28 protein-coding genes are annotated in these 23162 nt (G+C 38.5%); 27 read left to right on the top strand and 1 reads right to left on the bottom strand.

The window, feature by feature from the left end:
• The first annotated feature begins 179 nt into the window (after nucleotides 1–179).
• From MHB74_RS26305 to MHB74_RS26215, 19 genes are all read left to right on the top strand, one after another.
• Nucleotides 180–677: a PTS sugar transporter subunit IIA gene (locus MHB74_RS26305; RefSeq protein ID WP_000473666.1), complete on the top strand. Its 498-nt coding sequence runs from the start codon at nucleotides 180–182 to the stop codon at nucleotides 675–677.
• A gap of 241 nt (nucleotides 678–918) precedes the next feature.
• Complete coding sequence (locus MHB74_RS26300) at nucleotides 919–1359, top strand: low molecular weight protein arginine phosphatase (protein ID WP_061680022.1); 441 nt, start codon at nucleotides 919–921, stop codon at nucleotides 1357–1359.
• Nucleotides 1360–1455: 96 nt separating this feature from the next.
• Complete coding sequence (rpiB, locus tag MHB74_RS26295) at nucleotides 1456–1899, top strand: ribose 5-phosphate isomerase B (protein ID WP_000869917.1); 444 nt, start codon at nucleotides 1456–1458, stop codon at nucleotides 1897–1899.
• A 21-nt stretch (nucleotides 1900–1920) separates the two neighbouring features.
• Nucleotides 1921–2538 carry a TIGR01440 family protein gene (locus MHB74_RS26290; RefSeq protein WP_098374244.1) on the top strand — a complete coding sequence of 206 codons (618 nt, stop codon included), beginning with the start codon at nucleotides 1921–1923 and terminating at the stop codon, nucleotides 2536–2538.
• Between the two features lie 253 nt (nucleotides 2539–2791).
• On the top strand, nucleotides 2792–4033 hold the full coding sequence (gene glyA / locus MHB74_RS26285) for a serine hydroxymethyltransferase (RefSeq protein WP_061680020.1): 1242 nt from the start codon (nucleotides 2792–2794) through the stop codon (nucleotides 4031–4033).
• Nucleotides 4034–4304: 271 nt separating this feature from the next.
• Nucleotides 4305–4934, top strand: a complete 630-nt coding sequence (upp, locus tag MHB74_RS26280) for a uracil phosphoribosyltransferase (RefSeq protein ID WP_000517539.1) — start codon at nucleotides 4305–4307, stop codon at nucleotides 4932–4934.
• Nucleotides 4935–5305: 371 nt separating this feature from the next.
• On the top strand, nucleotides 5306–5419 hold the full coding sequence (locus MHB74_RS26275; protein ID WP_071724806.1) for a DUF4024 domain-containing protein: 114 nt from the start codon (nucleotides 5306–5308) through the stop codon (nucleotides 5417–5419).
• A gap of 26 nt (nucleotides 5420–5445) precedes the next feature.
• Nucleotides 5446–5670, top strand: a complete 225-nt coding sequence (locus tag MHB74_RS26270; RefSeq protein WP_001171219.1) for an AtpZ/AtpI family protein — start codon at nucleotides 5446–5448, stop codon at nucleotides 5668–5670.
• Nucleotides 5670–6062: an ATP synthase subunit I gene (locus MHB74_RS26265; protein ID WP_000567600.1), complete on the top strand. Its 393-nt coding sequence runs from the start codon at nucleotides 5670–5672 to the stop codon at nucleotides 6060–6062. The genes MHB74_RS26270 and MHB74_RS26265 overlap by 1 nt, the downstream gene beginning before the upstream one ends.
• A gap of 7 nt (nucleotides 6063–6069) precedes the next feature.
• On the top strand, nucleotides 6070–6789 hold the full coding sequence (gene atpB, locus MHB74_RS26260; protein ID WP_061680019.1) for a F0F1 ATP synthase subunit A: 720 nt from the start codon (nucleotides 6070–6072) through the stop codon (nucleotides 6787–6789).
• A 56-nt stretch (nucleotides 6790–6845) separates the two neighbouring features.
• Nucleotides 6846–7064 (top strand): F0F1 ATP synthase subunit C, encoded by a 219-nt coding sequence (atpE, locus tag MHB74_RS26255; RefSeq protein ID WP_000052064.1) that lies wholly within the window; start codon nucleotides 6846–6848, stop codon nucleotides 7062–7064.
• A 129-nt stretch (nucleotides 7065–7193) separates the two neighbouring features.
• Complete coding sequence (gene atpF, locus MHB74_RS26250) at nucleotides 7194–7700, top strand: F0F1 ATP synthase subunit B (protein ID WP_001142618.1); 507 nt, start codon at nucleotides 7194–7196, stop codon at nucleotides 7698–7700.
• Entirely contained in the window at nucleotides 7697–8239 is a 543-nt protein-coding gene (gene atpH, locus MHB74_RS26245) for a F0F1 ATP synthase subunit delta (protein WP_000064683.1), read from the top strand. Before atpF ends, atpH begins: the two co-directional genes overlap by 4 nt.
• 11 nt (nucleotides 8240–8250) lie before the next feature.
• Nucleotides 8251–9759, top strand: coding sequence for a F0F1 ATP synthase subunit alpha (gene atpA / locus MHB74_RS26240; RefSeq protein WP_000027514.1), 1509 nt, complete (start codon nucleotides 8251–8253; stop codon nucleotides 9757–9759).
• Nucleotides 9760–10049: 290 nt separating this feature from the next.
• Entirely contained in the window at nucleotides 10050–10910 is an 861-nt protein-coding gene (gene atpG / locus MHB74_RS26235) for a F0F1 ATP synthase subunit gamma (RefSeq protein WP_000157696.1), read from the top strand.
• A 162-nt stretch (nucleotides 10911–11072) separates the two neighbouring features.
• The gene (gene atpD, locus MHB74_RS26230; protein WP_001032603.1) at nucleotides 11073–12482 is read left to right on the top strand and encodes a F0F1 ATP synthase subunit beta; all 1410 of its coding nucleotides are present in this window, start codon (nucleotides 11073–11075) and stop codon (nucleotides 12480–12482) included.
• Nucleotides 12483–12502: 20 nt separating this feature from the next.
• A complete protein-coding gene (gene atpC, locus MHB74_RS26225; RefSeq protein ID WP_060487972.1) occupies nucleotides 12503–12904 on the top strand; it encodes a F0F1 ATP synthase subunit epsilon in 402 nt (133 codons plus the stop codon).
• Between the two features lie 129 nt (nucleotides 12905–13033).
• The gene (locus tag MHB74_RS26220) at nucleotides 13034–13825 is read left to right on the top strand and encodes a DUF975 family protein (RefSeq protein ID WP_061680018.1); all 792 of its coding nucleotides are present in this window, start codon (nucleotides 13034–13036) and stop codon (nucleotides 13823–13825) included.
• Nucleotides 13826–13872: 47 nt separating this feature from the next.
• Nucleotides 13873–14526, top strand: coding sequence for a DUF975 family protein (locus tag MHB74_RS26215; RefSeq protein ID WP_061680017.1), 654 nt, complete (start codon nucleotides 13873–13875; stop codon nucleotides 14524–14526).
• Nucleotides 14527–14596: 70 nt separating this feature from the next.
• On the opposite strand, the gene MHB74_RS26210 is transcribed toward MHB74_RS26215, so the two are convergent.
• Complete coding sequence (locus MHB74_RS26210; protein WP_061680016.1) at nucleotides 14597–17326, bottom strand: putative bifunctional diguanylate cyclase/phosphodiesterase; 2730 nt, start codon at nucleotides 17324–17326, stop codon at nucleotides 14597–14599.
• Nucleotides 17327–17616: 290 nt separating this feature from the next.
• Here MHB74_RS26210 and nuoA point away from each other — a divergent pair, with 290 nt between their 5' ends.
• The 8 genes from nuoA to nuoK are packed head-to-tail and all read left to right on the top strand — an operon-like array spanning nucleotide 17617 to nucleotide 23134.
• Nucleotides 17617–17985 (top strand): NADH-quinone oxidoreductase subunit NuoA, encoded by a 369-nt coding sequence (gene nuoA, locus MHB74_RS26205; protein ID WP_000179273.1) that lies wholly within the window; start codon nucleotides 17617–17619, stop codon nucleotides 17983–17985.
• Complete coding sequence (nuoB, locus tag MHB74_RS26200; RefSeq protein ID WP_000236331.1) at nucleotides 17976–18494, top strand: NADH-quinone oxidoreductase subunit NuoB; 519 nt, start codon at nucleotides 17976–17978, stop codon at nucleotides 18492–18494. Before nuoA ends, nuoB begins: the two co-directional genes overlap by 10 nt.
• Nucleotides 18491–19756: an NADH-quinone oxidoreductase subunit C gene (locus tag MHB74_RS26195; protein ID WP_340844660.1), complete on the top strand. Its 1266-nt coding sequence runs from the start codon at nucleotides 18491–18493 to the stop codon at nucleotides 19754–19756. The genes nuoB and MHB74_RS26195 overlap by 4 nt, the downstream gene beginning before the upstream one ends.
• 3 nt (nucleotides 19757–19759) lie before the next feature.
• A complete protein-coding gene (gene nuoD, locus MHB74_RS26190) occupies nucleotides 19760–20860 on the top strand; it encodes an NADH-quinone oxidoreductase subunit NuoD (RefSeq protein ID WP_000621434.1) in 1101 nt (366 codons plus the stop codon).
• Nucleotides 20860–21861 carry an NADH-quinone oxidoreductase subunit NuoH gene (gene nuoH, locus MHB74_RS26185; RefSeq protein WP_000573437.1) on the top strand — a complete coding sequence of 334 codons (1002 nt, stop codon included), beginning with the start codon at nucleotides 20860–20862 and terminating at the stop codon, nucleotides 21859–21861. The genes nuoD and nuoH overlap by 1 nt, the downstream gene beginning before the upstream one ends.
• Before the next feature lie 25 nt (nucleotides 21862–21886).
• Entirely contained in the window at nucleotides 21887–22306 is a 420-nt protein-coding gene (gene nuoI / locus MHB74_RS26180) for an NADH-quinone oxidoreductase subunit NuoI (protein WP_000677191.1), read from the top strand.
• Nucleotides 22303–22827, top strand: a complete 525-nt coding sequence (locus tag MHB74_RS26175) for an NADH-quinone oxidoreductase subunit J (RefSeq protein WP_061679418.1) — start codon at nucleotides 22303–22305, stop codon at nucleotides 22825–22827. Before nuoI ends, MHB74_RS26175 begins: the two co-directional genes overlap by 4 nt.
• Complete coding sequence (gene nuoK, locus MHB74_RS26170) at nucleotides 22820–23134, top strand: NADH-quinone oxidoreductase subunit NuoK (protein WP_000100078.1); 315 nt, start codon at nucleotides 22820–22822, stop codon at nucleotides 23132–23134. The genes MHB74_RS26175 and nuoK overlap by 8 nt, the downstream gene beginning before the upstream one ends.
• The last annotated feature ends 28 nt before the right edge of the window (nucleotides 23135–23162 follow it).

Raw genomic sequence — 23162 nt, 5'->3', positions numbered from 1 at the left:
AATCAGAATTGACTGGAATTTTGTGAGGCGCTACAATAAGAGTCTAGTAGTAATGACGTAATTTATTTCGAAAGCGTTTTTACAGTATAATATTCGAAGTATGAGGTCTTACGTTTATTTCGATCTTTAATAGAGATTGCCCTATAAACTTTTAGGTAAATTATAAGGAGGACTATCCTATGTTTAAAAAATTATTCGGTCTTGGTTCAAAAACAAATGAAGAAACAATCGTAGCTCCATTAACTGGAGCAGTGAAAAATATTGAAGAAGTACCAGATCCAGTATTCGCTGGTCGTATGATGGGTGACGGTGTTGCAATCGATCCTACTGAAGGTGTAGTTGTATCTCCAGTTGATGGTGAAATCGTACAATTATTCCACACGAAACATGCAATTGGAATTAAAGCGAAAAACGGTACAGAAATTTTAATCCACGTTGGATTAGAAACTGTAAAAATGGAAGGCGAAGGTTTCGAAGCTCACGTTTCTGAAGGACAAGCTGTAAAAGCTGGAGATAAATTAATCTCATTCGACTTAGAATTAATCCGTGAAAAAGCGAAAAGCACAATTACTCCAATCGTTATCACAAATACAGATGCAGCTGAGTCTATTAAGACAACTGTAGGTGTAACTGCTACAAAAGGTTCAACAGAAGTAATGAAAGTTACAATGAAATAATTATTGCATGAAAGGAATCCGTTTCGTATGAAATGGATTCCTTATTTTGTTTTGTAGTCTGTTCCTTATGTATGTTAAAATACTTTGGGCACTTGGAAATAGGGTTTCACATATATGTGGATAAGGCGCATTTTTCTTAGAAAAAATATAAGAGAAATGCGCCTTTCGTATATTCACATTTCTTTTGTTCTATTCTTATGTACGCTATGATAAAGGAAGCAGAGAAAAGGGGTGGGGTTAGATGAAACGAGTATTATTTGTTTGCACTGGAAATACATGCCGTAGCCCGATGGCTGAGGCGTTACTTCGTCATCATGGAGAAGGTAAGTTTGAAGTGCAATCTGCTGGCGTCTTCGCCTATCCTGGTAGTGATGCGTCGATATATGCAAAGGAAGCTTTAGCTGAAAAGGGAATTGCAATCAATCATGCCGCGCAGCAGGTAAATGAAACTTTGATTGATTGGGCAGATATTGTAGTAACGATGACGGAAAACCATAAGCAAATTGTACTTGGGCATTATCCGAGTGTTGAAAAGAAAGTAGATACATTATATGGAGTAACCGAGGGGATCAGTAAGGATATTTCAGATCCATTCGGCGGATCACTTTCTATTTATAAGGAAACGTTAGAAGAGATGGAAAAACTTGTACAAACTTTACTGAAAAAACATTCAGAGGGTTGATGTTTCGTGTATAATACGATATTGGAGATCACTTCGTTCCGTTAAGGTAACGAGTGAGAAATGAAGATAATTGATTGAAACTTTGGAGGGGTAAAAATGAAAGTAGTAGTAGCATCTGATCACGGCGGTATGAATATCCGTAAAGAACTTGTAAGTTTATTAGAAGAGTTAAATATTGAATATATTGATTTAGGTTGTGAATGTGAAGCTGGTTCTGTTGATTACCCTGATTTTGCGTTTCCAGCAGCGGAAATGGTAGCGAATGGCGAAGTAGATCGTGGTATTTTGGTTTGTGGGACAGGCATCGGTATGTCAATTGCAGCGAACAAAGTAAATGGTATTCGTTGTGCATTAGTTCATGATACTTTCAGTGCGAAAGCAACGAGAGAGCATAATGATACGAACATGCTAGCAATGGGCGAGCGTGTAATTGGTGCAGGCCTAGCGCGTGACATCGCAAAAATTTGGTTAACAACTGACTATGAAGGTGGTCGTCACGAAAACCGCGTAGGAAAAATTAAAACATACGAAACAAAGTAATAGATTCTAACTAGAAGCAGTATGCAATATAATTTGGTGAACCAACCTGTGAAAGGAAGAGGCGTAATGACAGAAATCGTAAAGGTAAGAGAACAGTTACAAATGTCGCTTTCTGATTTCCAAGAACAAGCTTCATTACAAAGTGGTCAAATTTTTGTAGTGGGGTGTAGCACGAGCGAAGTGCTAGGAGAGAGAATTGGAACATCAGGAACGATGGAAGTAGCAGAGGCGATTTTTTCTGAGTTAAAACAATTTCAAGAACAAACAGGTATTGAGTTGGCGTTTCAATGTTGTGAGCATTTAAACCGTGCTTTAGTAGTTGAGAGAGAGTTGGCGATGAAATATCAATTTGAAATTGTAACAGTTACGCCTGTTAGATCAGCAGGTGGTGCATTAGCAACATATGCGTATCACAATTTGAAAGATCCGGTAGTAATTGAGTTTATTAAAGCAGATGCAGGAATGGATATTGGTGATACATTTATCGGTATGCATTTAAAGCATGTAGCTGTTCCTGTTCGTACAGGTGTGAAGGAAATTGGAAGTGCACATGTAACGATGGCAACAACACGTGGGAAATTAATTGGAGGAGCGCGTGCTGTTTATGCAGTGAAGGAAGAGACTATTACTTGCCGTTAGACATGAAAAATTATAAATTCGCATAATAGCTTTATATCGAAAGATAAAAGGTATGTAGTCTGACTTTATAATAGAAGAAAGAAAAGACCGATTTTCGGTCTTTTTTTTCTTTTATGATATAGAAAGTCATGTTAGAATGTAGTTGAAAACATGAAGGTTCGAAAGAATTACAACCTGAATTTTCGTTTTTTCTGAATAAATGAGAAAAAACTATTGGGAATCGATGTAATTCGTTCAGAAAAGGGGGATTTTGGTGGATCATTTAAAACGTCAAGATGAAAAGGTATTTGCTGCAATTGAGGCAGAACTAGGAAGACAGCGTTCAAAGATTGAGTTAATTGCTTCGGAAAACTTCGTAAGTGAAGCAGTAATGGAGGCGCAAGGTTCTGTTTTAACGAATAAGTATGCTGAAGGATATCCTGGAAAACGTTACTATGGTGGCTGTGAGCACGTAGACGTAGTGGAAGATATCGCACGTGATCGCGCGAAAGAAATTTTTGGCGCAGAGCATGTAAATGTTCAACCGCATTCTGGTGCACAAGCGAACATGGCAGTATACTTCACGATTTTAGAGCAAGGCGATACAGTACTTGGTATGAATTTATCTCATGGTGGTCACTTAACACACGGAAGCCCTGTTAACTTCAGTGGAGTACAATATAATTTCGTAGAATATGGCGTGGATGCTGAATCTCACCGTATTAATTACGATGATGTATTAGCAAAAGCGAAAGAACATAAACCAAAATTAATCGTTGCTGGTGCAAGTGCATACCCTCGTGTTATCGATTTCAAACGATTCCGTGAGATTGCAGATGAAGTGGGTGCATACTTTATGGTTGATATGGCACATATCGCTGGTTTAGTAGCTGCTGGTTTACATCCAAACCCAGTACCACATGCACATTTCGTTACAACGACAACACATAAAACATTACGTGGCCCACGTGGTGGTATGATTTTATGTGAAGAGCAATTTGCAAAACAAATTGATAAATCAATCTTCCCTGGTATTCAAGGTGGTCCACTGATGCACGTAATCGCTGCAAAAGCTGTTGCATTTGGTGAGACACTACAAGATGATTTTAAAACATATGCACAAAATATCATTAATAATGCGGACCGCTTAGCTGAAGGTCTTCAAAAAGAAGGACTTACACTTGTTTCTGGCGGAACAGACAATCATTTAATCCTGATTGATGTTCGTAACTTAGAAATTACAGGTAAAGTAGCGGAGCACGTATTAGATGAAGTTGGTATTACAGTGAACAAAAATACAATTCCATTTGAAACAGCAAGCCCATTTGTAACAAGCGGTGTACGTATCGGTACGGCAGCTGTAACATCACGTGGTTTCGGTTTAGAAGAAATGGATGAAATTGCGTCACTTATTGCTTACACATTAAAAAATCATGAAAATGAAGCTGCATTAGAAGAAGCACGTAAGCGTGTAGAAGCGTTAACGAGCAAATTCCCAATGTACACAGATCTATAATAGATGAAAGAAGACTGCTGAGACGTAATTGTTTTGGCAGTCTTTTTTTGGACATATATTGGTCTTTAAGTATGTATACAAATGATGAATAAATTTTGGCGATATAATGAAGGATACAGCTCCCATAATTGGTAAAGATACTAGATAGATTCATCATAAAATTATGATTTTGCCAAATTTGCCCTTGAATATTAGTAACGTTTTCTTTACAATCGTAAATAGTGTAAAAAAGCGTGCAAACGCATGAATATCATCTAAAGGAGAGATTCACATGGGAAAACTGTATGTATTTGATCACCCGTTAATTCAACATAAGATTACATATATTCGCGATAAGAATACAGGTACGAAAGATTTTCGTGAATTAGTGGACGAAGTAGCAAGTTTAATGGCCTTCGAAATTACTCGCGATCTTCCACTTAAAGACATTGAAATTGAAACGCCTGTAAGCAAAGCGACAACAAAAGTGATCGCTGGTAAAAAACTTGGTTTAATTCCGATTTTACGTGCAGGTTTAGGAATGGTTGATGGAATTCTGAAATTAATTCCAGCAGCAAAAGTAGGACACGTTGGTTTATACCGCGACCCTAAAACATTGCAACCGGTAGAATACTATGTGAAACTTCCAACGGATGTAGAAGAGCGTGACTTTATCGTACTAGATCCGATGCTAGCAACAGGTGGTTCTGCAGCTGAAGCAATTAACTCTCTGAAAAAGCGCGGTGCAAAGCAAATTAAATTAATGTGTATCGTTGCAGCTCCAGAAGGCGTAAAAGTAGTACAAGAAGAACATCCGGATGTTGATATTTATGTAGCGGCATTAGATGAGAAATTAAATGACCACGGATATGTAGTACCAGGTCTTGGTGATGCTGGTGACCGTTTATTCGGAACGAAGTAAGACAACTGACGAGAGGGGATTTCCTCTCGTTTTTTTGTACCTCAATTAAGTAGGGGAGGGGGGATAAATATACATAGTATATACAACATAAGTTGCATGCACATCACATATAATATAGAAGTCTTACGTCTAAAGAGCACTATATTATGGAAGGAAAGCGTTATATCGTAAAAATATAATAGTGACAAACTTGTGAACATTTCCTTCTATTATAAAGAGAAAACTGTTAGAAATTGCATATCTCTAACCAGTATTTAGAAGGGGAACGTTTTCATTTTTGGGAGGAAATGACTAATACTCAAATTTTTTGATTTTTTACGATTTCTCGTTGACACTGTTAATACCCTATTGTATGCTAACAACGGGGATAGATGGTAGGGCTTTCAGTGACAAAAATACATCTATTCAGTGACGAAAATGTAAACTTTTTATTTTGTATAGGATTTATGCAAAAAAATGAGTTATTATTAACACATCGTGAATGAGGGTTACATATTGGAGGGATGAATCCTTGCAAAAAAACGATCGCAGCCATATAAAAGCTTATGCTTTAATGTCAGGTATTCTTGCTCAGTTAGTCGGTTCTATTCTTATTGGAATCTTTGGTGGGCAGTGGATTGATAATAAGGTTGGAACGTTTCCATTGTTTCTTATTATAGGGTTATTACTCGGATTAGGAACTGGGGTATACGCAATGATTCGACTCATTCGACATTACTATTCGGGAGAGCAATGATGATAGACGTACATGGACTTGTCCAAAGACAAAAGAAATATATGTACTACTTGCTTGCGCTTCTAGTGCTAGGATGGGGATTCACCTCTTACAAGGATGTATTTCTTGGACTGATTATCGGAACGATTTTCAGTTTTCTTAGTTTGCGCATCATTGCACGTAGAACAGACAAGCTGTTGGATCGCGTAACAAATGGAGAAAACGTGAAGTTTAAGGCGACAGCGGTAAGTACATATTCAAGATTCGCCACGATTGGGTTATTAATTTTATTTGCAGCCAAATATCAAGAGTTAATTGCGATGTGGGGCTTAGGTGTGGGATTGCTGACAGGATACCTTGTCATGATCATAGATTTTCTTTATTTAGAGTATAAGAGCAGGGAAGAGAGGTGAATTACTAGTGGAACACGGTAAATTAGTTGAATTTCTAGGTTTAACGTTCGATTTGTCATCAGTTATGATGGTTACTGTAGCAGCAGTTATAGTTTTCTTAATCGCTGTTATCGGAACTCGCAGTTTAGCCCTTCGCCCAACCGGGATGCAAAACTTCATGGAATGGGTGTTTGACTTCGTGAAAGGGATTATCAATAGTACGATGGACTGGAAAACAGGTGGACGTTTCTTAACGCTTGGCGTTACGCTTATCATGTTTATCATCGTATCGAACTTCCTTGGTTTACCATTCATGTATTCAACAGTTGAGGCTGGCGAACATATTGCATGGTGGAGATCACCAACGTCTGATCCAGCAGTTACATTAACATTAGCCGTGATGGTAGTTACCCTCACCCATTATTATGGAATTAAGATGAAGGGTACGAAAGAATACGTAAAAGGTTATTTCCAACCTATGAAATTCTTATTCCCATTAAAGGTTATTGAGGAGTTTGCTAACACATTAACGTTAGGTCTTCGTTTATTCGGTAACATTTATGCAGGTGAGATCTTATTAGGATTACTTGCTAAGTTAGGCGGGGCATCATTCCTTGGAGCATTAGGTGCGCTTGTACCAATGTTAGCATGGATGGGGTTCAGCGTATTCGTTGGATCAATCCAGTCATTTATTTTCGTTATGTTAACGATGGTTTATATGGCTCATAAAGTAAGCCATGACCATTAATATAATTTAAGTAAGAAAAAATTTATTTTTTTATAATACAAAGGAGGACAAATTAAATGAGTTTAGGTGTAATCGCAGCTGCAATTGCAATTGGTTTATCAGCATTAGGTGCAGGTATTGGTAACGGTCTTATCGTATCACGTACAATCGAAGGTGTTGCTCGTCAACCAGAATTAAAAGGCGCACTTCAAACAATTATGTTCATCGGGGTTGCTTTAGTTGAGGCACTTCCAATCATCGGTGTAGTTATTGCATTCATCGTAATGAACAAATAAGGGAGACTCCCCTTACATAGATGGCGAAGAGTGTTTTTCCGAACTTTCTTCGCCATTGCTTTATGGATGAAACGTATGTCTTTTTTTTTCATATGATCAATTTAGATATTTTGAAGGGAGTGAATCCTTGTGCCAACTTTATTATTAGGGGCTGCCATTCCATTTGGAACGATTGCTTATACATTGTTCATTTTCTTACTTCTATTAGTAATGCTACGCAAATTTGCGTGGGGTCCTTTAATGGGAATTATGAAAGAACGTGAAGAGCATGTTACTAATGAAATCGACGCTGCAGAAAGAAGTAACGCTGAAGCGAAGAAATTAGTAGAAGAACAACGTGAAATGTTAAAACAATCGCGTGTTGAAGCACAAGAGTTAATCGAAAGAGCGAAAAAACAAGCTGTAGATCAAAAAGATGTTATTGTTGCTGCTGCGAAAGAAGAAGCAGAATCAATTAAAGCATCTGCTGTACAAGAAATTCAACGCGAAAAAGAGCAAGCGATTGCTGCTTTACAAGAACAAGTGGCTTCTTTATCTGTTCAAATTGCTTCTAAAGTAATTGAAAAAGAGTTAAAAGAAGAAGATCAAGTTAAGTTAATTCGCGATTATATTAAAGAAGTAGGAGAAGCGCGATGAGCAATGGGATTGTAGCAAAACGTTATGCTGTCGCTCTTTTTAAAATTGCAAAAGAAAAACACGTATTAGAAATGTTTGAAGAGGAATTACGCCTTGTACAAAACGTTTATGTAAAGAACGGAGAACTACATAGCTTTTTAACGCAACCGAACATTTCAAAGGAACAAAAGAAAACGTTTCTTGCAAACGTATTCGGGTCTGTTTCTGAATCTATTTTAAATACGTTATATATTTTAATTGATAACAAACGTATTGATATCTTACCTGAAATTGCAGATGAATATGTTGTTCTTGCTAATGAAGAACGTAACGTAGCGGATGCAACTGTATATTCTACTCGTCTTCTATCAGAAGAAGAGAAGCTTAACATTGCAGAAGCATTTGCAAAGAGAACAGGAAAAGATGCAATTCGCGTAAAAAATGTTGTAGATGAAGATTTACTAGGCGGCATTAAAGTACGTATTGGAAATCGCATTTATGATGGAAGTTTACAAGGAAAATTAGCACGTATTCAGCGTGAATTAATGAAGAATAGATAGGGGTGAAGCACATGAGCATCAGAGCTGAAGAAATTAGCGCACTGATAAAGCAACAAATCGAGAACTATCAGTCTGAAATCGAAGTTAGTGATGTTGGTACAGTTATCCAAGTTGGTGACGGTATTGCGCGTGCTCATGGTCTTGATAACGTTATGGCTGGTGAACTTGTAGAGTTCTCTAACGGCGTTATGGGACTAGCACAAAACTTAGAGGAAAACAACGTAGGTATTATCATTTTAGGACCTTACACAGAAATCCGTGAAGGTGACGAAGTTCGTCGTACTGGTCGCATCATGCAAGTACCAGTAGGAAAAGAACTAATCGGTCGTGTTGTAAACCCATTAGGTCAACCAGTTGATGGTTTAGGCCCAATCAATACAACAAACACTCGTCCAATCGAAAGTCCAGCACCAGGTGTAATGGATCGTAAATCTGTTCATGAGCCACTTCAAACAGGTATTAAAGCGATCGATGCTCTTGTACCAATTGGGCGTGGTCAACGTGAGTTAATCATTGGTGACCGTCAAACAGGTAAAACAGCAGTTGCACTTGATACAATCATTAACCAAAAAGATGAAGATATGATTTGTATCTATGTAGCTATCGGACAAAAAGAATCAACTGTACGTAACGTAGTAGAAACACTACGTAAGCACGGTGCATTAGATTACACAATCGTTGTAACTGCATCTGCTTCTCAACCAGCTCCATTATTATACTTAGCTCCTTATGCTGGTGTAACAATGGGTGAAGAGTTCATGTACAATGGTAAACACGTATTAGTAGTATATGATGACTTATCAAAACAAGCAGCGGCTTACCGTGAGCTTTCATTACTATTACGTCGTCCTCCAGGTCGTGAAGCTTATCCAGGGGATGTATTCTACTTACATTCTCGCTTATTAGAGCGTGCAGCAAAATTAAGTGATGCAAGAGGCGGCGGTTCTTTAACTGCACTACCTTTCATCGAAACACAAGCAGGGGACGTATCAGCATACATCCCAACAAACGTAATTTCTATTACGGATGGACAAATCTTCTTACAATCTGACCTATTCTTCTCTGGCGTACGTCCAGCAATCGATGCGGGTACTTCTGTATCTCGTGTAGGTGGATCTGCTCAGATTAAAGCAATGAGTAAAGTATCAGGTACACTTCGTCTTGACCTTGCATCTTACCGTGAGTTAGAAGCGTTCGCTCAGTTCGGTTCTGACCTTGATAAAGCAACTCAAGCGAAACTAAACCGTGGTGCTCGTACTGTTGAGGTATTAAAACAAGGATTACACAAACCGTTACGTGTAGAGAAACAAGTTATCATTCTTTACGCTTTAACACGTGGATTCCTAGATGATATCCCAGTAGCAGATATCACTCGTTTCGAAGAAGAATTACATGCTTGGTTAGATTCTAATGCGACTGACTTATTAGAAGAAATCCGCACAACTAAGAAACTTGCGGATGACGACAAATTTGCAGCAGCTATTAATGGATTTAAAAAAGTATTCGTAGCTTCTGAATAATAAAAGCGGAAGCGGCTCGTCCTGAATGTGAGGGGGATGGAGCTTCTGACGAAGAGGCGGTCTTTGCCTCGTAGGAAGAAGTGAAGCCACCGAACATTCAAGCCGCTGGAGCTAGATAATAATATATATAGGCATCTCAAGTTTTGAGATTGCTGACGGTTATGTAAAGGAAAAGAGTAGGTGCACCTATTCTTTTCCTTCAATCATGAGCAAGAATATCTTGCAACGTAGATTAGGAAGAGAACTCTTACTAATCGTGCCAACTTCCGGAAAAAAGGTGGTGAAAACCTGTGGCATCTTTACGCGATATAAAAGCGAAGATTAACTCGACAAAGAAAACGAGTCAAATTACGAAAGCGATGGAGATGGTATCTGCATCTAAGTTAAACCGTGCAGAGCAAAATGCTAAATCTTTCGTTCCGTATATGGAAAAGATTCAAGAAGTAGTAGCGAGCATTGCGCAAGGAAGTAAAGGAATTAATCATCCGATGCTAAATGCGCGTCCTGTAAAGCGTACAGGGTACATCGTTATTACATCTGATCGCGGACTAGCAGGTGGTTATAACAGTAACGTATTACGTACAGTAAGTAACGTAATTCGTGAACGTCATAATATGGACTCAAACCAATATTCAATTATTGTGCTTGGCCGACTAGGACGTGATTATTTAAAACGTCGCGGCTTTAACATCATTGATGAAGTAGTTGGACTATCTGACCACCCATCATTTACTGATATTAAAGATCTTGCTTCTCGAGCAATTGCGATGTTTGCAGATGGTGCTTATGATGAGCTGTATATTTACTACAATCATTACGTAAGTAAAATTTCACAAGAAGTAACGGAAAATAAAATTTTACCGCTTACTGATGTGGCGTCTGATAAACCGACGACAGCTTATGAATTCGAACCTTCTGAAGAAGAAATTTTAAAAGTACTATTGCCACAATACGCAGAAAGCTTAGTGTACGGTGCATTACTAGACGGTAAAGCAAGTGAACACGCAGCGCGTATGACAGCAATGAAGAGTGCTACAGACAACGCAATGGAAGTTATCGATTCACTTACACTTTCATTCAACCGTGCGCGTCAGGCAGCGATTACGCAAGAAATTACGGAAATCGTTGGTGGAGCAGCAGCGTTAGAGTAGTATAAAAAGTGGAAGCGACTGTTCTAGCCGCTGGAACTAGATTCAATAAAAAGCGTAGGCGGCTCTTTCAAAAGAGCCGCGTAAGCTATAAACCAATAAAAAATGAAAAGCTAACTGCTCGTAGCAAGTTAGCTAATTAAAAGAAAGCTAGGAGGGAACCCGATGAATAAAGGGCGCGTTACGCAAATCATGGGTCCGGTTGTAGACGTTAAGTTTGATGGCGGAAAGCTACCAGAAATCTACAACGCCCTTACGGTAAAACAAAGCAACGAAAACGGAACAAGCATTAACTTAACATTTGAAGTTGCACTTCATTTAGGTGATGATACAGTTCGTACAGTTGCAATGTCTTCCACAGACGGACTTGTTCGTGGTACAGAAGTAGAAGATACTGGTAAAGCAATCTCTGTACCAGTTGGTGATGCAACACTTGGTCGCGTATTTAACGTATTAGGTGATGCAATTGATTTAGATGGTGAGGTTCCTGCCGATGTACGTCGTGATCCAATTCACCGTCAAGCACCTGCATTCGAAGAATTATCTACTAAAGTAGAAATTCTTGAAACTGGTATTAAAGTAGTAGACTTACTTGCTCCTTACATTAAGGGTGGTAAGATCGGTCTATTCGGTGGTGCCGGTGTAGGTAAAACTGTATTAATTCAGGAATTAATTAATAACATCGCACAAGAACACGGTGGTATCTCTGTATTCGCTGGTGTAGGTGAGCGTACTCGTGAGGGTAACGATTTATACCACGAAATGAGCGATTCTGGCGTAATTAAGAAAACTGCGATGGTATTCGGACAAATGAACGAGCCACCTGGAGCACGTCAACGTGTTGCATTAACAGGTTTAACAATGGCTGAACATTTCCGTGATGAGCAAGGACAAGACGTACTTCTGTTCATCGATAATATCTTCCGTTTCACGCAAGCAGGTTCTGAAGTATCTGCCCTTCTTGGTCGTATGCCATCTGCGGTAGGTTACCAACCGACACTTGCAACAGAAATGGGTCAATTACAAGAGCGTATTACATCTACAAATAAAGGATCTATCACGTCTATCCAAGCGGTATATGTACCAGCCGATGACTATACGGATCCAGCACCAGCTACAACGTTCGCTCACTTAGATGCAACAACAAACTTAGAGCGTCGTTTAACACAAATGGGTATTTACCCAGCCGTAGATCCATTAGCATCTACATCTCGTGCGCTTTCTCCAGAAATCGTAGGAGAAGAGCATTATGAAGTAGCTCGTCAAGTACAGCAAACTTTACAGCGTTATAAAGAGCTTCAAGATATCATCGCTATCTTAGGTATGGATGAGTTATCTGAAGAAGATAAGTTAGTTGTACATCGTGCTCGTCGTATTCAATTCTTCTTATCTCAAAACTTCCACGTAGCTGAGCAGTTTACAGGTCAAAAAGGTTCTTACGTACCTGTAAAAAATACAGTTAGCGGATTTAAAGAAATTCTAGAAGGAAAATATGATGACCTTCCAGAAGATGCATTCCGCCTTGTTGGTGGCATTGAAGAAGTTATTGAAAACGCGAAGAAAATGATGGCGTAAGGCCTTAGGAGGGACGAATTATGAAGACATTTCCAGTCAGTATTGTAACTCCTGATGGACCGGTTTACGAAAAAGAAGTAGAAATGGTAAGCGTAAAAGCAGAGAGTGGGGAAATGGGGATCTTACCGGGCCACATTCCAACTGTTGCACCATTAAAAATTAGTGCAGTTCGTCTGAAACATGGTGGACACACTGATTATGTAGCGGTAAGCGGTGGCTTTATCGAAGTTCGTCCAGATAAAGTAACTGTATTATCATCATCTGCTGAAGAAGCAAACCATATCGATATCCATCGTGCAAATGAAGCGAAGCGTCGCGCTGAGCAACGTATGCAAGATAAACAAGCACATGTTGACTTTAAACGTGCAGAAATGGCATTACAACGTGCTGTGAACCGTTTAAACGTTTCCGATATGAAATAAAAAAATCCGTAAAGGCTTTGCCTTTGCGGATTTTTTTGTAGTTCATGGATAATTTTACAAAAATGGTATAATTATATTGATGCTTGTATAAGTAGAGAATGTACAACAATTTATAAAGGAGATGAATAAATGATTGGTGAAATGAAACGAGAAGCGTTGCACTCTTTAAAGGGAAATTGGGGACTAGGTGTTGGATCAACGATTTTATATCATATCATAAGTTACGTCGTTTCAATGGCTGTAATGCTTATATTATTAATTCCAGGAGTTATAATATTTCTTTTAGCTTCTATCTCAATCGGTTCAATTGGAGAAGAAGTGATGGGAATTGCAGCTGTGATTACGTTTGGGTTTTTTTATTGTCTTATGATAATTTTAAGTTATGCAGCTTATGGTATTACAACATACGGTTATACGAATGTGTTTCTACAAATAAGTAAAAGAGAAGATGCTAGAGTGGATTACTTGTTTGAAGGGTTCCGTGGTTTTAAAAGAATGATGAAAACAATGTGGGCTATGGTTGCAATTTTGTTATATACAGGTGCATGGGTGCCAATGTTAGGAATGATTGTGTTTGGGACATTAGGTTTTTTTGATGAGAGTGCAAACCCATCGTTCATAATCGTTTTCTTTATTTTATTAGCTATCTCGGGTATTGTAATGACTATCCTGTATTTTTCGTATTCAATGACGTATTATGTGATGGTTGAAAAATCAGAATATAGTGTTTCACAGGCAATGAAAGAAAGTAAGCATCTTATGAAGGGGCACAAATTGGATCTGTTTCTGTTGTGGTTGAGTTTTATAGGTTGGGCAATTTTAGCGATTCTTACACTTGGAATAGGTTTTCTTTGGCTTAGCCCGTATATGAGTACAACGACAGCGCATTTTTATCGCCATCTTTCAAAAGATGAATTGTAGTAGGAACATGCTATACTAATAGAGTTATTACGTATAGGAGGACGATTATGATTAGTGATTTAAAAGGAGAAGCGCTAGATTCATTAGAAGGGAAATGGGGATTAGCTGTCGGTGCAACATTACTGATTTCGATTCTTATTTCAGCTTTTAGTTTTAGTATTAATTTTATTTTCTCTCAGGTTTGGGATTGGAAAGAAGTAAATAGCTCACTTTCAGTAGACGTTATTTCAATATTGATGGTAGGTCCATTAACGCTAGGTGGTTATTATTTAGCACTACATATTCTTCGTGAGAAAGAAGCGCGTATTGGGCATATATTTAGATGGTTTACAGAAGGAAGTAAGTTTATCAAGTCATTTTTATTATATATAGTAGTGAACATTTATATTTTCTTATGGTTTTTACTATTTATTATTCCAGGCATTATTAAATCATTTTCTTATGCGATGACGTACTTTATTATAAATGATCACCCTGAGTATTCTATAAATCAAGCTATTACAGAAAGCCGTCGTATGATGGATGGACATAAGATGGAGTATTTCATTTTATGTTTAAGCTTTATCGGTTGGTTTATATTAAGTTGTATTACGTTAGGAATTGGATTCCTATGGCTAATTCCATATTTTTATACGACGTCAGCAGCTTTTTATGAAGAGATTGCAGAGGAATATTACGAGAAAACAATTCCGACACTATAAAGTGGGGCATCTCACGTTGATGACTAGTTTTACTGTCAGCAAATAGCATGATAAAAACACCCAGTATGAGCTATTGGTTCATACTGGGTGTTTTTTGTAGAAATTTTATGAATTGATGACTAGTAAGTGGTTTACTGAAATAGTAACCTTGCATATATTTACAGTTGTTTTTTTGTAGAAACTTAAGTTGTTTTTCTGTTTCAATTCCTTCAGCGACGACGGAAAGATTTAAAGTATTTGCAAGGGAAAGGATAGTGGAAACAATGGCTCTTTCCTCAGGCCGATGATCGGCTAGTTGTGTAAATTCTCTAGGTACTTTTAATGTATCGATAGGGAAAATGGATAAATAAGCGAGAGAAGAATAGCCGGTACCGAAGTCATCAATGGACGTTTGAATACCATATTCCTTTAATTGTTTTAGTCTTGATAATGTTTCTTTTTCATCGATCATTGCAATTCGTTCTGTTAACTCAAGTGTTACATGCTTTGGATCGACTTTAATGTCTGTTATGATTTGTGAAATGTTCTGGATTAAATTATCTTGCTGGAACTCTTTTGCTGATAAGTTCACACTTATTTTTAAATCTTTGTAGCCGAAAGTATGCCATATTTTTAACTGACGACAAGATTCTTTTAATACCCAATGACCGAGTGGCACGACTTGTGGTGTCTCTTCTACAATTGGAATGAACTCACATGGCGGAATATCACCTAGGAGTGGGTGTTTCCAGCGTATTAATGCTTCAGCTCCAATAATTTTTTTCGTCGTAATATCAATTTGTGGTTGATAGACGAGATAAAATTCTTCGTTTACTAAAGCGAGTGGTAAATCTTTTTCAATTCGAGCTTTTCGTTCCATTTTTTTATACAATTCTTTCGTGTACAGAGAGCTACCGTTTTTCCCTTTGTTTTTTGCTTCGTACATGGCCATATCGGCATGCTGCAAGATTGATAATGGATCTTCACCTGCTTCAGGATATATTGCAATCCCGATGCTTGGTGAGATTTTTAAATGTTGATTTTCAATTTCGAATGGTTCGTTCATGTCTGCTACAATCGCATCAGCTATTTTTTTTACATCGGGTCTTTTTTTATAATTCTCAATAAGGATTGTGAATTCATCCCCAGCTAATCGGGCAAGCTTCATATTTGGTGTCGATAGTCTTTCAAGTCTTTTTGCTACTGCAATTAATAGAAGGTCTCCTACCCTATGACCGAGGGTGTCATTAATAACTTTAAAGCGGTCTAGGTCGAGAAACATAACAGCAAAAGGCCTTTTTGATATTTCGGATCGAGCAATTGCTTGTTCTACATATTGATGAAATGCACGACGATTTGCAAGCTCTGTTAACGTATCATGATATGCTAGAAAATTAATTTGTTCTTGTTGTTGTTTGCTTTCCGTAATATCTTTAATCATTAAATAAACTCCAGAAATATGATTCTTTAAAAAGATAGGAACAGCTGTAACATGCAAGTAGTAAATATCTCTATTTTTATGATATGCCCGTATTTCTAAAGAAATAGATTTCCCCTTTTTTACGCGATGAAAGGCATTAATGATTTCTTCCAAATCTTCTTCATACATAAGGGAATAGTAAGGTTGATTTAATAATTCATTCGTTTGATAACCGAGTAAAGTAGTACCAGCGTTGTTCACATTAAGAAAATTACCGTACAAGTCTAATGTGAAAATTGGATCTGGATGGTGCTCGTATAAAGATTTAAACATTTGTTGGTTATGGTATAGTTCATTTTTTTGTTCTACTAAATCTTCTGTACGTAGTTCAATTTGTTTTTCGAGTTCTAAGTTGAATTGCATTTGGGCTAGTAATAATATTTTATTTTGTTTTCGAACTAAACTATGGCGTATGAGAACGAAGGAGAAAGTTATCATGAGCCCAATTACTACAATAGGTGCAAAAACGTATTCAACTAATATAAAAACAATAAGCATGACTACAGAAATATAAGGTAATGACAATCTGATCGACTCACCAATTTTAGGTGTTAATAGTACTTGTTCTTGTTTTTCGGGTTCTTTTGTATGCAGAATACAGGCGATTGCTACTAGTACTAAAGTTACTTGATAGAGAGGGGTAACTGTAAACATAGAATACTCGGGTGTGAAGTATTTAATATAAGCATAAATCGCGTCTGTAGTAGCATATAAAATTAAAGCACCGCCAAGAAGCGCGCCAACTTTTTTGGGTAATAAGGATAATGGCTTGAATAACAGATTGATTCCTATTAAAAGAAAAAGTAAATCAGCCATTGGATAGGTAAGTTGAACAAATATGTCGACATAGGATGTTGAAGAAACGTGAATTGTGCGTTCGATAAGTAAGTAGTAACTTAAAGTGAATTGTGCTGTAACAATAATACAAATATCGCATATCATAAAAAGTTTTTCTAATAAATCGCGGTTATAAATGATTTCATATAGAAAGGCAAATGCAAAGCTAATTAAAAAAAGTAGGTAAAAAAAATCGGACGGATCAACGAATGTATAGTAGTCCTTTAAAATTAAACGTTGATAGGCAACGACGATATCACCAATGAAATAAGAGAGGGTTCCAACAGATAATACGGTCCAAAATAAACGGGGTAACCCTTCTTTCATGTTTGAAAAATAAAGTATATAGCTACAAGCGATAATATCAATGAATAGTGAACTCATCCCAATTAATACTTGAAAAGGAAATGAGTATTCGTATAGAAAAGGCATTGCTACGTAATGAGTCACTATAGACAACAATATAATGCTTATAAGAATACTTACATGTGTTTGTTTTTTCATTTATCTCACCCACGGTATATACATATAAATTCCTCTTTTATTTTTTATAGTTTCTTGAAAAACATATATAATTTTTATATTTATTTTGCACAGGTATGGCGCGAGTTATAAAAACAGATTTTAATAATTCTCGTTTCTGTCCCCAACATATCGACATAGGAATTTGAAGTTTGCTATAATGATTAAAATAGTTGCATTATTTAGAAAAATTTAAAAATAATAATTACTGCAACTAGGACATATTGTTTACTAAGTGAACTTGTTCTTAATTCAGGGGGGAGGGTTTCACAATGGCAAGTGTATATGAAAATAGTTATATGATCGTTTTGATTTTCTTGCTATTAGGCATATTGCTGCCGGTAGTGGCTCTTACATTAGGAAGGATGCTGCGTCCAAACAAACCAAGTGCAGCGAAAGCGACGACGTATGAGAGTGGGATTGAGCCTTTTCATGATGCGAATATTCGGTTTCATGCTCGTTATTATATTTTTGCTTTATTGTTTGTCATCTTTGATGTAGAAACTTTATTTTTATATCCATGGGCTGTTGCATATGACAAGCTCGGTTTATTTGCACTGATTGAAATGCTCATCTTTGTTGTAATGTTGCTAGTTGGATTAGCGTATGCTTGGAAAAAGAAGGTGTTACAATGGTTATAAATTTTGAGGAATTACATCCAAATGAACGTGCGGAATTAGAACGAAATATCTTTTTTTCTACATTGGAGCAATTGAAAGGATGGGCACGGAGCAATTCTTTATGGCCGATGACATTCGGACTAGCATGCTGTGCAATTGAAATGATGGGAGTAGGTTCATCACATTATGATTTAGATCGATTTGGGTCATTTTTTCGGACTTCACCAAGGCAATCGGACGTTATGATTGTATCGGGAACGGTAACGAAGAAGATGGCTCCTATTGTTCGGCGTTTATACGATCAAATGCCCGAGCCAAAATGGGTTATTGCAATGGGATCTTGTGCGACAGCAGGTGGTCCATATGTAAATTCATACGCTGTTGTGAAAGGTGTAGATCAAATCGTGCCAGTTGACGTGTATATTCCTGGTTGCCCACCAAATCCCGCTGCTTTAATTTATGGAATTAATAAATTGAAAGAGAAAATTCGTTACGAGGCCAAGACGGGAAAGCAGGTGACGAATAAATGAGTGATCCAAACAAAGACTTGGAGGATTTGAAAAGAGAAGCGGCTAGGCGTGCGAAAGAAGAGGCAAGAAAGCGTCTTGTTGCGAAACATGATGCAGAAATAAGTCAACTTGAGGAAGAAAATCGAGAAAAAGAGAAAGCGCTACCAAAAGATAGTGAAATGACTTTGGAAGATGCAAAACGCCGCGCCGTCGCGGCCGCAAAAGCCAAGGCAGCGGCATTAGCGAAGCAAAAAAGAGAAGGAAGCGAAGAAGTGACGGAAGAAGAAAAGACCAAAGCGAAAGCGAAGGCAGCCGCCGCGGCAAAAGCAAAAGCAGCAGCATTAGCGAAGCAAAAAAGAGAAGGAAGCGAAGAAGTGACGGAAGAAGAAAAGGCCAAAGCGAAAGCGAAGGCAGCCGCCGCGGCAAAAGCAAAAGCAGCAGCATTAGCGAAGCAAAAAAGAGAAGGAAGCGAAGAAGTGACGGAAGAAGAAAAGGCCAAAGCGAAAGCGAAGGCCGTGGCAGCCGCAAAAGCAAAAGCAGCGGCGTTAGCGAAGCGAAAAAGAGAAGGAAGCGAAGAAGTAACGGAAGAGGACAAGGCTAAGGCGAAAGCAAAGGCCGTGGCGGTAGCGAAGGCAAAAGCAGCGGCTCTAGCGAAGCAGAAGGCCTCGCAAGGTGATGGGGATTCGGGAGATGAAAAGGCGAAGGCGATTGCAGCAGCGAAGGCAAAAGCCGCAGCGGCTGCAAGGGCGAAGACAAAGGGTGCTGAAGGTAAGAAGGAAGAGGAAACAAAGCAGGAAGAGCCATCCGTGAATCAGCCGTATTTAAATCAGTATGTTGAAATTATTAAGGGGAAAATAGGAGAGGATATATTAGTAGATTCCTACATTAATAAACTTTCAAAAGATGTGCCAACTCTTGTAGTGGAGCCTTCAAAGTATTATGAAGTGATGGAATTACTGCGGTTCCACGAGGGACTTGCATTTGATTATATGTCAGAGCTACATGCGACAGATTTTGTGACACATATGGAAGTGTATGTTCATTTATTTTCATATGGAAAGAAACAGTCAGTAGCGGTGAAGGTGAAGCTGGATAGGGAAGAACCGCAAGTAGAATCGGTGACAGCGTTTTGGAAAGGCGCGGACTGGCCGGAGCGAGAAGCGTATGATTTGCTCGGTATTGTATTTAAGGGGCATCCCAACTTATCACGTATTTTAATGCCAGATGATTGGATAGGGCACCCGCTTAGGAAAGATTATGAACCGCATGATGTGGAGGTGTAGCTAATGATCCGTACGGAAGAAATGCTTTTGAATGTAGGGCCTCAGCATCCGAGTACGCACGGTGTGTTCAGGCTTGTTATTAAGATTGATGGGGAAATTATTAAAGAAGCTACACCGGTTATTGGATATTTGCATCGCGGGACCGAAAAGATTGCCGAGAGCTTACAGTATACGCAAATTATCCCTTATACAGATCGAATGGACTATTTATCGGCCATGACGAATAATTACGTCATTTGCCATGCTGTAGAGACGATGATGGGGCTTGAAATCCCGGAGCGGGCCGAATACTTGCGAGTGCTTGCAATGGAGCTTGGAAGGATTGCGAGTCACCTCGTTTGGTGGGGGACAAATCTTCTTGATATAGGAGCGGTCAGTCCGTTTTTGTACGCGTTTCGTGAACGAGAGATGATTATAAATTTATTAAATGAATTATGCGGTGCCCGGCTTACTTTTAACTATATGAGAGTCGGGGGTGTAAAGTGGGATGCGCCGGATGGTTGGATCGAAAAAGTGGAAGAATTCGTTCCGTATATGAGAGAACAATTGGCAGGTTATCATGATCTCGTTAGCGGTAATGAGATTTTCTTAAATCGTGTAAAAGGCGTTGGTATATATAGCGCGGAAGAAGCAATTTCGTATTCTTTAAGCGGAGCGAATTTGCGGTGTACGGGAGTAAACTGGGATCTTCGCAAGGATGAACCGTACTCTATTTATGATCGTTTTGACTTCGATATTCCTGTTGGGAGCGTGGGAGATGCTTGGGATCGTTACGTTTGCCGCATGCAAGAGATTGAGGAGTCATTAAAGATTGTTGAGCAAGCTGTCCAGCAGTTCCCGAAAGACGGAGCTGTGCTGGCGAAAGTGCCGAAAATCATTAAGGCGCCTAAAGGAGAAGCGTTTGTCCGTATAGAATCACCGCGAGGAGAGATTGGTTGCTATATTGCTAGTGACGGAAAGAAAGAGCCGTACCGCTTGAAGTTTCGCAGGCCGTCTTTTTACAATTTGCAAATTTTACCGAAGTTATTGAAAGGTGAAAACATCGCCAATTTAATTACGATTTTAGGTGGAGTTGATATTGTACTTGGGGAGGTTGATGGCTAATGATTGAAACGCTCTTACAATCACCTTCAAGCTGGACGAATTTCTTCATTTTTTTCGGATTAGCGGTGCTTCTATTATTTGCAGTCCTGGGCTTCGTTACATATGGTATTTTGGCAGAACGGAAAGTGATGGGATTTATGCAAGGGCGGATTGGACCAAACCAAGTTGGGGGTCGATTCGGTTTACTGCAAACGGTAGCCGATGTTTTAAAACTATTACTGAAAGAAGATAGTATTCCGAAAGCGGCAGATAAACCGTTGTTTATATTAGCACCTGTTATTGCATTCGCACCGGCATTTATGGTGCTTGCAGTCATCCCGTTTACTGATAAATTTCAGTTCGCGGATATTGGCGTAGGCTTACTGTATTACATTGCTGTTTCTGGTATTACGACGATTGGTGTCGTGACCGGAGGATGGGCATCAAATAATAAATATTCCCTTTTAGGAGGGATGCGTGCGGCGGCGCAAATGATTTCTTATGAAATTCCGCTCGTAATGAGTGTAATTGGTGTCGTTTTGTTAGCTGGTAGTCTGAATTTAAATGAAATTGTAGCAGCGCAGGAGAATGTTTGGTATATTTTCGTGCAACCAATCGGTTTCGTCGTATTCTTAATCGCAGCGGTAGCAGAGTTAAATAGGACGCCGTTCGATTTACCGGAAGCAGAGTCAGAACTTGTTTCTGGATATCATACGGAATACTCAGGATTTCGCTGGGCGTTTTTCATGCTTTCAGAGTACGTATATTTCTTCGGAATGGCATCTTTAATTACAGTGCTCTTTTTAGGCGGATGGAATCCAGTCATGTTCCTTGGATTTATTCCAGGAGCTGTATGGTTTGCTTTGAAATTTAGCAGTGTAGTCTTTCTATTAATTTGGTTCCGCGTTACGTTCCCGCGTATAAGAGGTGACCAGTTAATGGAGTTTGGCTGGAAAGTATTATTGCCAATTGCACTTGCGAATATTTTCTTAACGGCATTGATTAAGGAGTTATTCTTCTAATCTATGAGGGGGGTGCCAGTAAGAGATGAAAGGACTATTTAAAGGATTAAAATATACATTAAGCAATTTGAGTAAGAAAAAGGTGACTTACGATTATCCGAATCAACCGTTGCCGTTGCCAGACCGCTTTCGAGGTATTCAAAAGTTTTATCCGGAAAAGTGCATTGTTTGTAACCAGTGCTCTAACATTTGTCCGACAGATTGTATTCAGTTGACGGGGAAAAAACATCCGGATCCTACGAAAAAAGGAAAAATTATCGACACGTACGATATTAATTTTGAAATTTGTATTCTTTGTGATTTATGTACAGAAGTTTGTCCGACAGAGGCGATTGTTATGACAAACAACTTTGAACTCGCGGAATATTCACGTGATGATTTATTTAAAAATTTGCAGTGGCTTGACGAAAACGACGAAAACGTCAGGAAGGAGAATAAAGCATGAATGGCGAGTTTGTAGCATTCTTCATACTATCCTTGTCTGCAATTATCGGCGGCATTCTTATGTTGAACTTAACGAAAGTCATGCATATGATGCTAGCTCTCGTTCTGACATTCCTCAGCATTGCAGGTTTGTACTTTCTTTTATCGGCTGAATTTATCGGAGTTGCACAAATTTTACTTTACTCGGGTGCAATCACAATTATTATGATTTTTGGCATTATGTTAACGCAACATAACGCAGAAAATGAATCACGTCTTACTCTTCGAAAATGGATTATCTTCTTTGCGGTTGTAGCATTTGGGGCAGTTATGTATTTCGCTGTTAACAATATTGATTTTGCAAATGAAAGCGCACAAGGAAGTTTACCTCTCCATGAAAAAAACACACTTCAAATCGGTACACTTCTCTATTCGAAATATATTATTCCATTTGAGTTAACCTCAGTTATTTTACTTGTAGCACTTGTTGGCGCAATTATTCTTGCGAAGAAGGATGAGAAAGAGGAGGATTCCAATGAGTAGCGTTCCGGCTTCTGCATATTTAACGCTTGCGATTATTTTGTTTTGCATCGGTTTGTTTGGCGCTTTAACAAAGCGAAATACAGTGATTGTATTAGTTTGTATTGAATTAATGCTCAATGCGGCCAATTTAAATTTAGTAGCATTTAGTAAATTAGGTTTGTTCCCAAATTTAACAGGGCAAATTTTCTCTCTGTTTACGATGGCTGTAGCAGCTGCGGAGGCGGCGGTAGGGCTCGCCATTTTAATTGCTTTGTATCGTAATCGTACGACGGTTCATGTAGATGAAATGGATACGCTCAAAGGATAACATTGTGACCGAAAAGGGGGAAGGAAAC

The organism is Bacillus sp. FSL K6-0069 (assembly GCF_038007785.1).
Lineage (GTDB): Bacteria > Bacillota > Bacilli > Bacillales > Bacillaceae_G > Bacillus_A > Bacillus_A mobilis.
Note: the sequence above shows the minus strand (reverse complement) of the source record. Positions and strands in the feature narration are given on the sequence as shown.

What these genes read in the sequence shown, in the direction of transcription:
- MHB74_RS26305 (WP_000473666.1), top strand. Translation starts at nt 180, where the DNA reads ATGTTTAAAAAATTATTCGGTCTTGGTTCAAAAACAAATGAAGAAACA.
- MHB74_RS26300 (WP_061680022.1), top strand. Translation starts at nt 919, where the DNA reads ATGAAACGAGTATTATTTGTTTGCACTGGAAATACATGCCGTAGCCCG.
- rpiB (WP_000869917.1), top strand. Translation starts at nt 1,456, where the DNA reads ATGAAAGTAGTAGTAGCATCTGATCACGGCGGTATGAATATCCGTAAA.
- MHB74_RS26290 (WP_098374244.1), top strand. Translation starts at nt 1,921, where the DNA reads ATGCAATATAATTTGGTGAACCAACCTGTGAAAGGAAGAGGCGTAATG.
- upp (WP_000517539.1), top strand. Translation starts at nt 4,305, where the DNA reads ATGGGAAAACTGTATGTATTTGATCACCCGTTAATTCAACATAAGATT.
- MHB74_RS26275 (WP_071724806.1), top strand. Translation starts at nt 5,306, where the DNA reads ATGGTAGGGCTTTCAGTGACAAAAATACATCTATTCAGTGACGAAAAT.
- MHB74_RS26265 (WP_000567600.1), top strand. Translation starts at nt 5,670, where the DNA reads ATGATAGACGTACATGGACTTGTCCAAAGACAAAAGAAATATATGTAC.
- atpE (WP_000052064.1), top strand. Translation starts at nt 6,846, where the DNA reads ATGAGTTTAGGTGTAATCGCAGCTGCAATTGCAATTGGTTTATCAGCA.
- atpH (WP_000064683.1), top strand. Translation starts at nt 7,697, where the DNA reads ATGAGCAATGGGATTGTAGCAAAACGTTATGCTGTCGCTCTTTTTAAA.
- atpA (WP_000027514.1), top strand. Translation starts at nt 8,251, where the DNA reads ATGAGCATCAGAGCTGAAGAAATTAGCGCACTGATAAAGCAACAAATC.
- atpD (WP_001032603.1), top strand. Translation starts at nt 11,073, where the DNA reads ATGAATAAAGGGCGCGTTACGCAAATCATGGGTCCGGTTGTAGACGTT.
- atpC (WP_060487972.1), top strand. Translation starts at nt 12,503, where the DNA reads ATGAAGACATTTCCAGTCAGTATTGTAACTCCTGATGGACCGGTTTAC.
- MHB74_RS26220 (WP_061680018.1), top strand. Translation starts at nt 13,034, where the DNA reads ATGATTGGTGAAATGAAACGAGAAGCGTTGCACTCTTTAAAGGGAAAT.
- MHB74_RS26215 (WP_061680017.1), top strand. Translation starts at nt 13,873, where the DNA reads ATGATTAGTGATTTAAAAGGAGAAGCGCTAGATTCATTAGAAGGGAAA.
- MHB74_RS26210 (WP_061680016.1), bottom strand. Translation starts at nt 17,326, where the DNA reads ATGAAAAAACAAACACATGTAAGTATTCTTATAAGCATTATATTGTTG.
- nuoA (WP_000179273.1), top strand. Translation starts at nt 17,617, where the DNA reads ATGGCAAGTGTATATGAAAATAGTTATATGATCGTTTTGATTTTCTTG.
- nuoB (WP_000236331.1), top strand. Translation starts at nt 17,976, where the DNA reads ATGGTTATAAATTTTGAGGAATTACATCCAAATGAACGTGCGGAATTA.
- MHB74_RS26195 (WP_340844660.1), top strand. Translation starts at nt 18,491, where the DNA reads ATGAGTGATCCAAACAAAGACTTGGAGGATTTGAAAAGAGAAGCGGCT.
- nuoD (WP_000621434.1), top strand. Translation starts at nt 19,760, where the DNA reads ATGATCCGTACGGAAGAAATGCTTTTGAATGTAGGGCCTCAGCATCCG.
- nuoH (WP_000573437.1), top strand. Translation starts at nt 20,860, where the DNA reads ATGATTGAAACGCTCTTACAATCACCTTCAAGCTGGACGAATTTCTTC.
- nuoI (WP_000677191.1), top strand. Translation starts at nt 21,887, where the DNA reads ATGAAAGGACTATTTAAAGGATTAAAATATACATTAAGCAATTTGAGT.
- MHB74_RS26175 (WP_061679418.1), top strand. Translation starts at nt 22,303, where the DNA reads ATGAATGGCGAGTTTGTAGCATTCTTCATACTATCCTTGTCTGCAATT.
- nuoK (WP_000100078.1), top strand. Translation starts at nt 22,820, where the DNA reads ATGAGTAGCGTTCCGGCTTCTGCATATTTAACGCTTGCGATTATTTTG.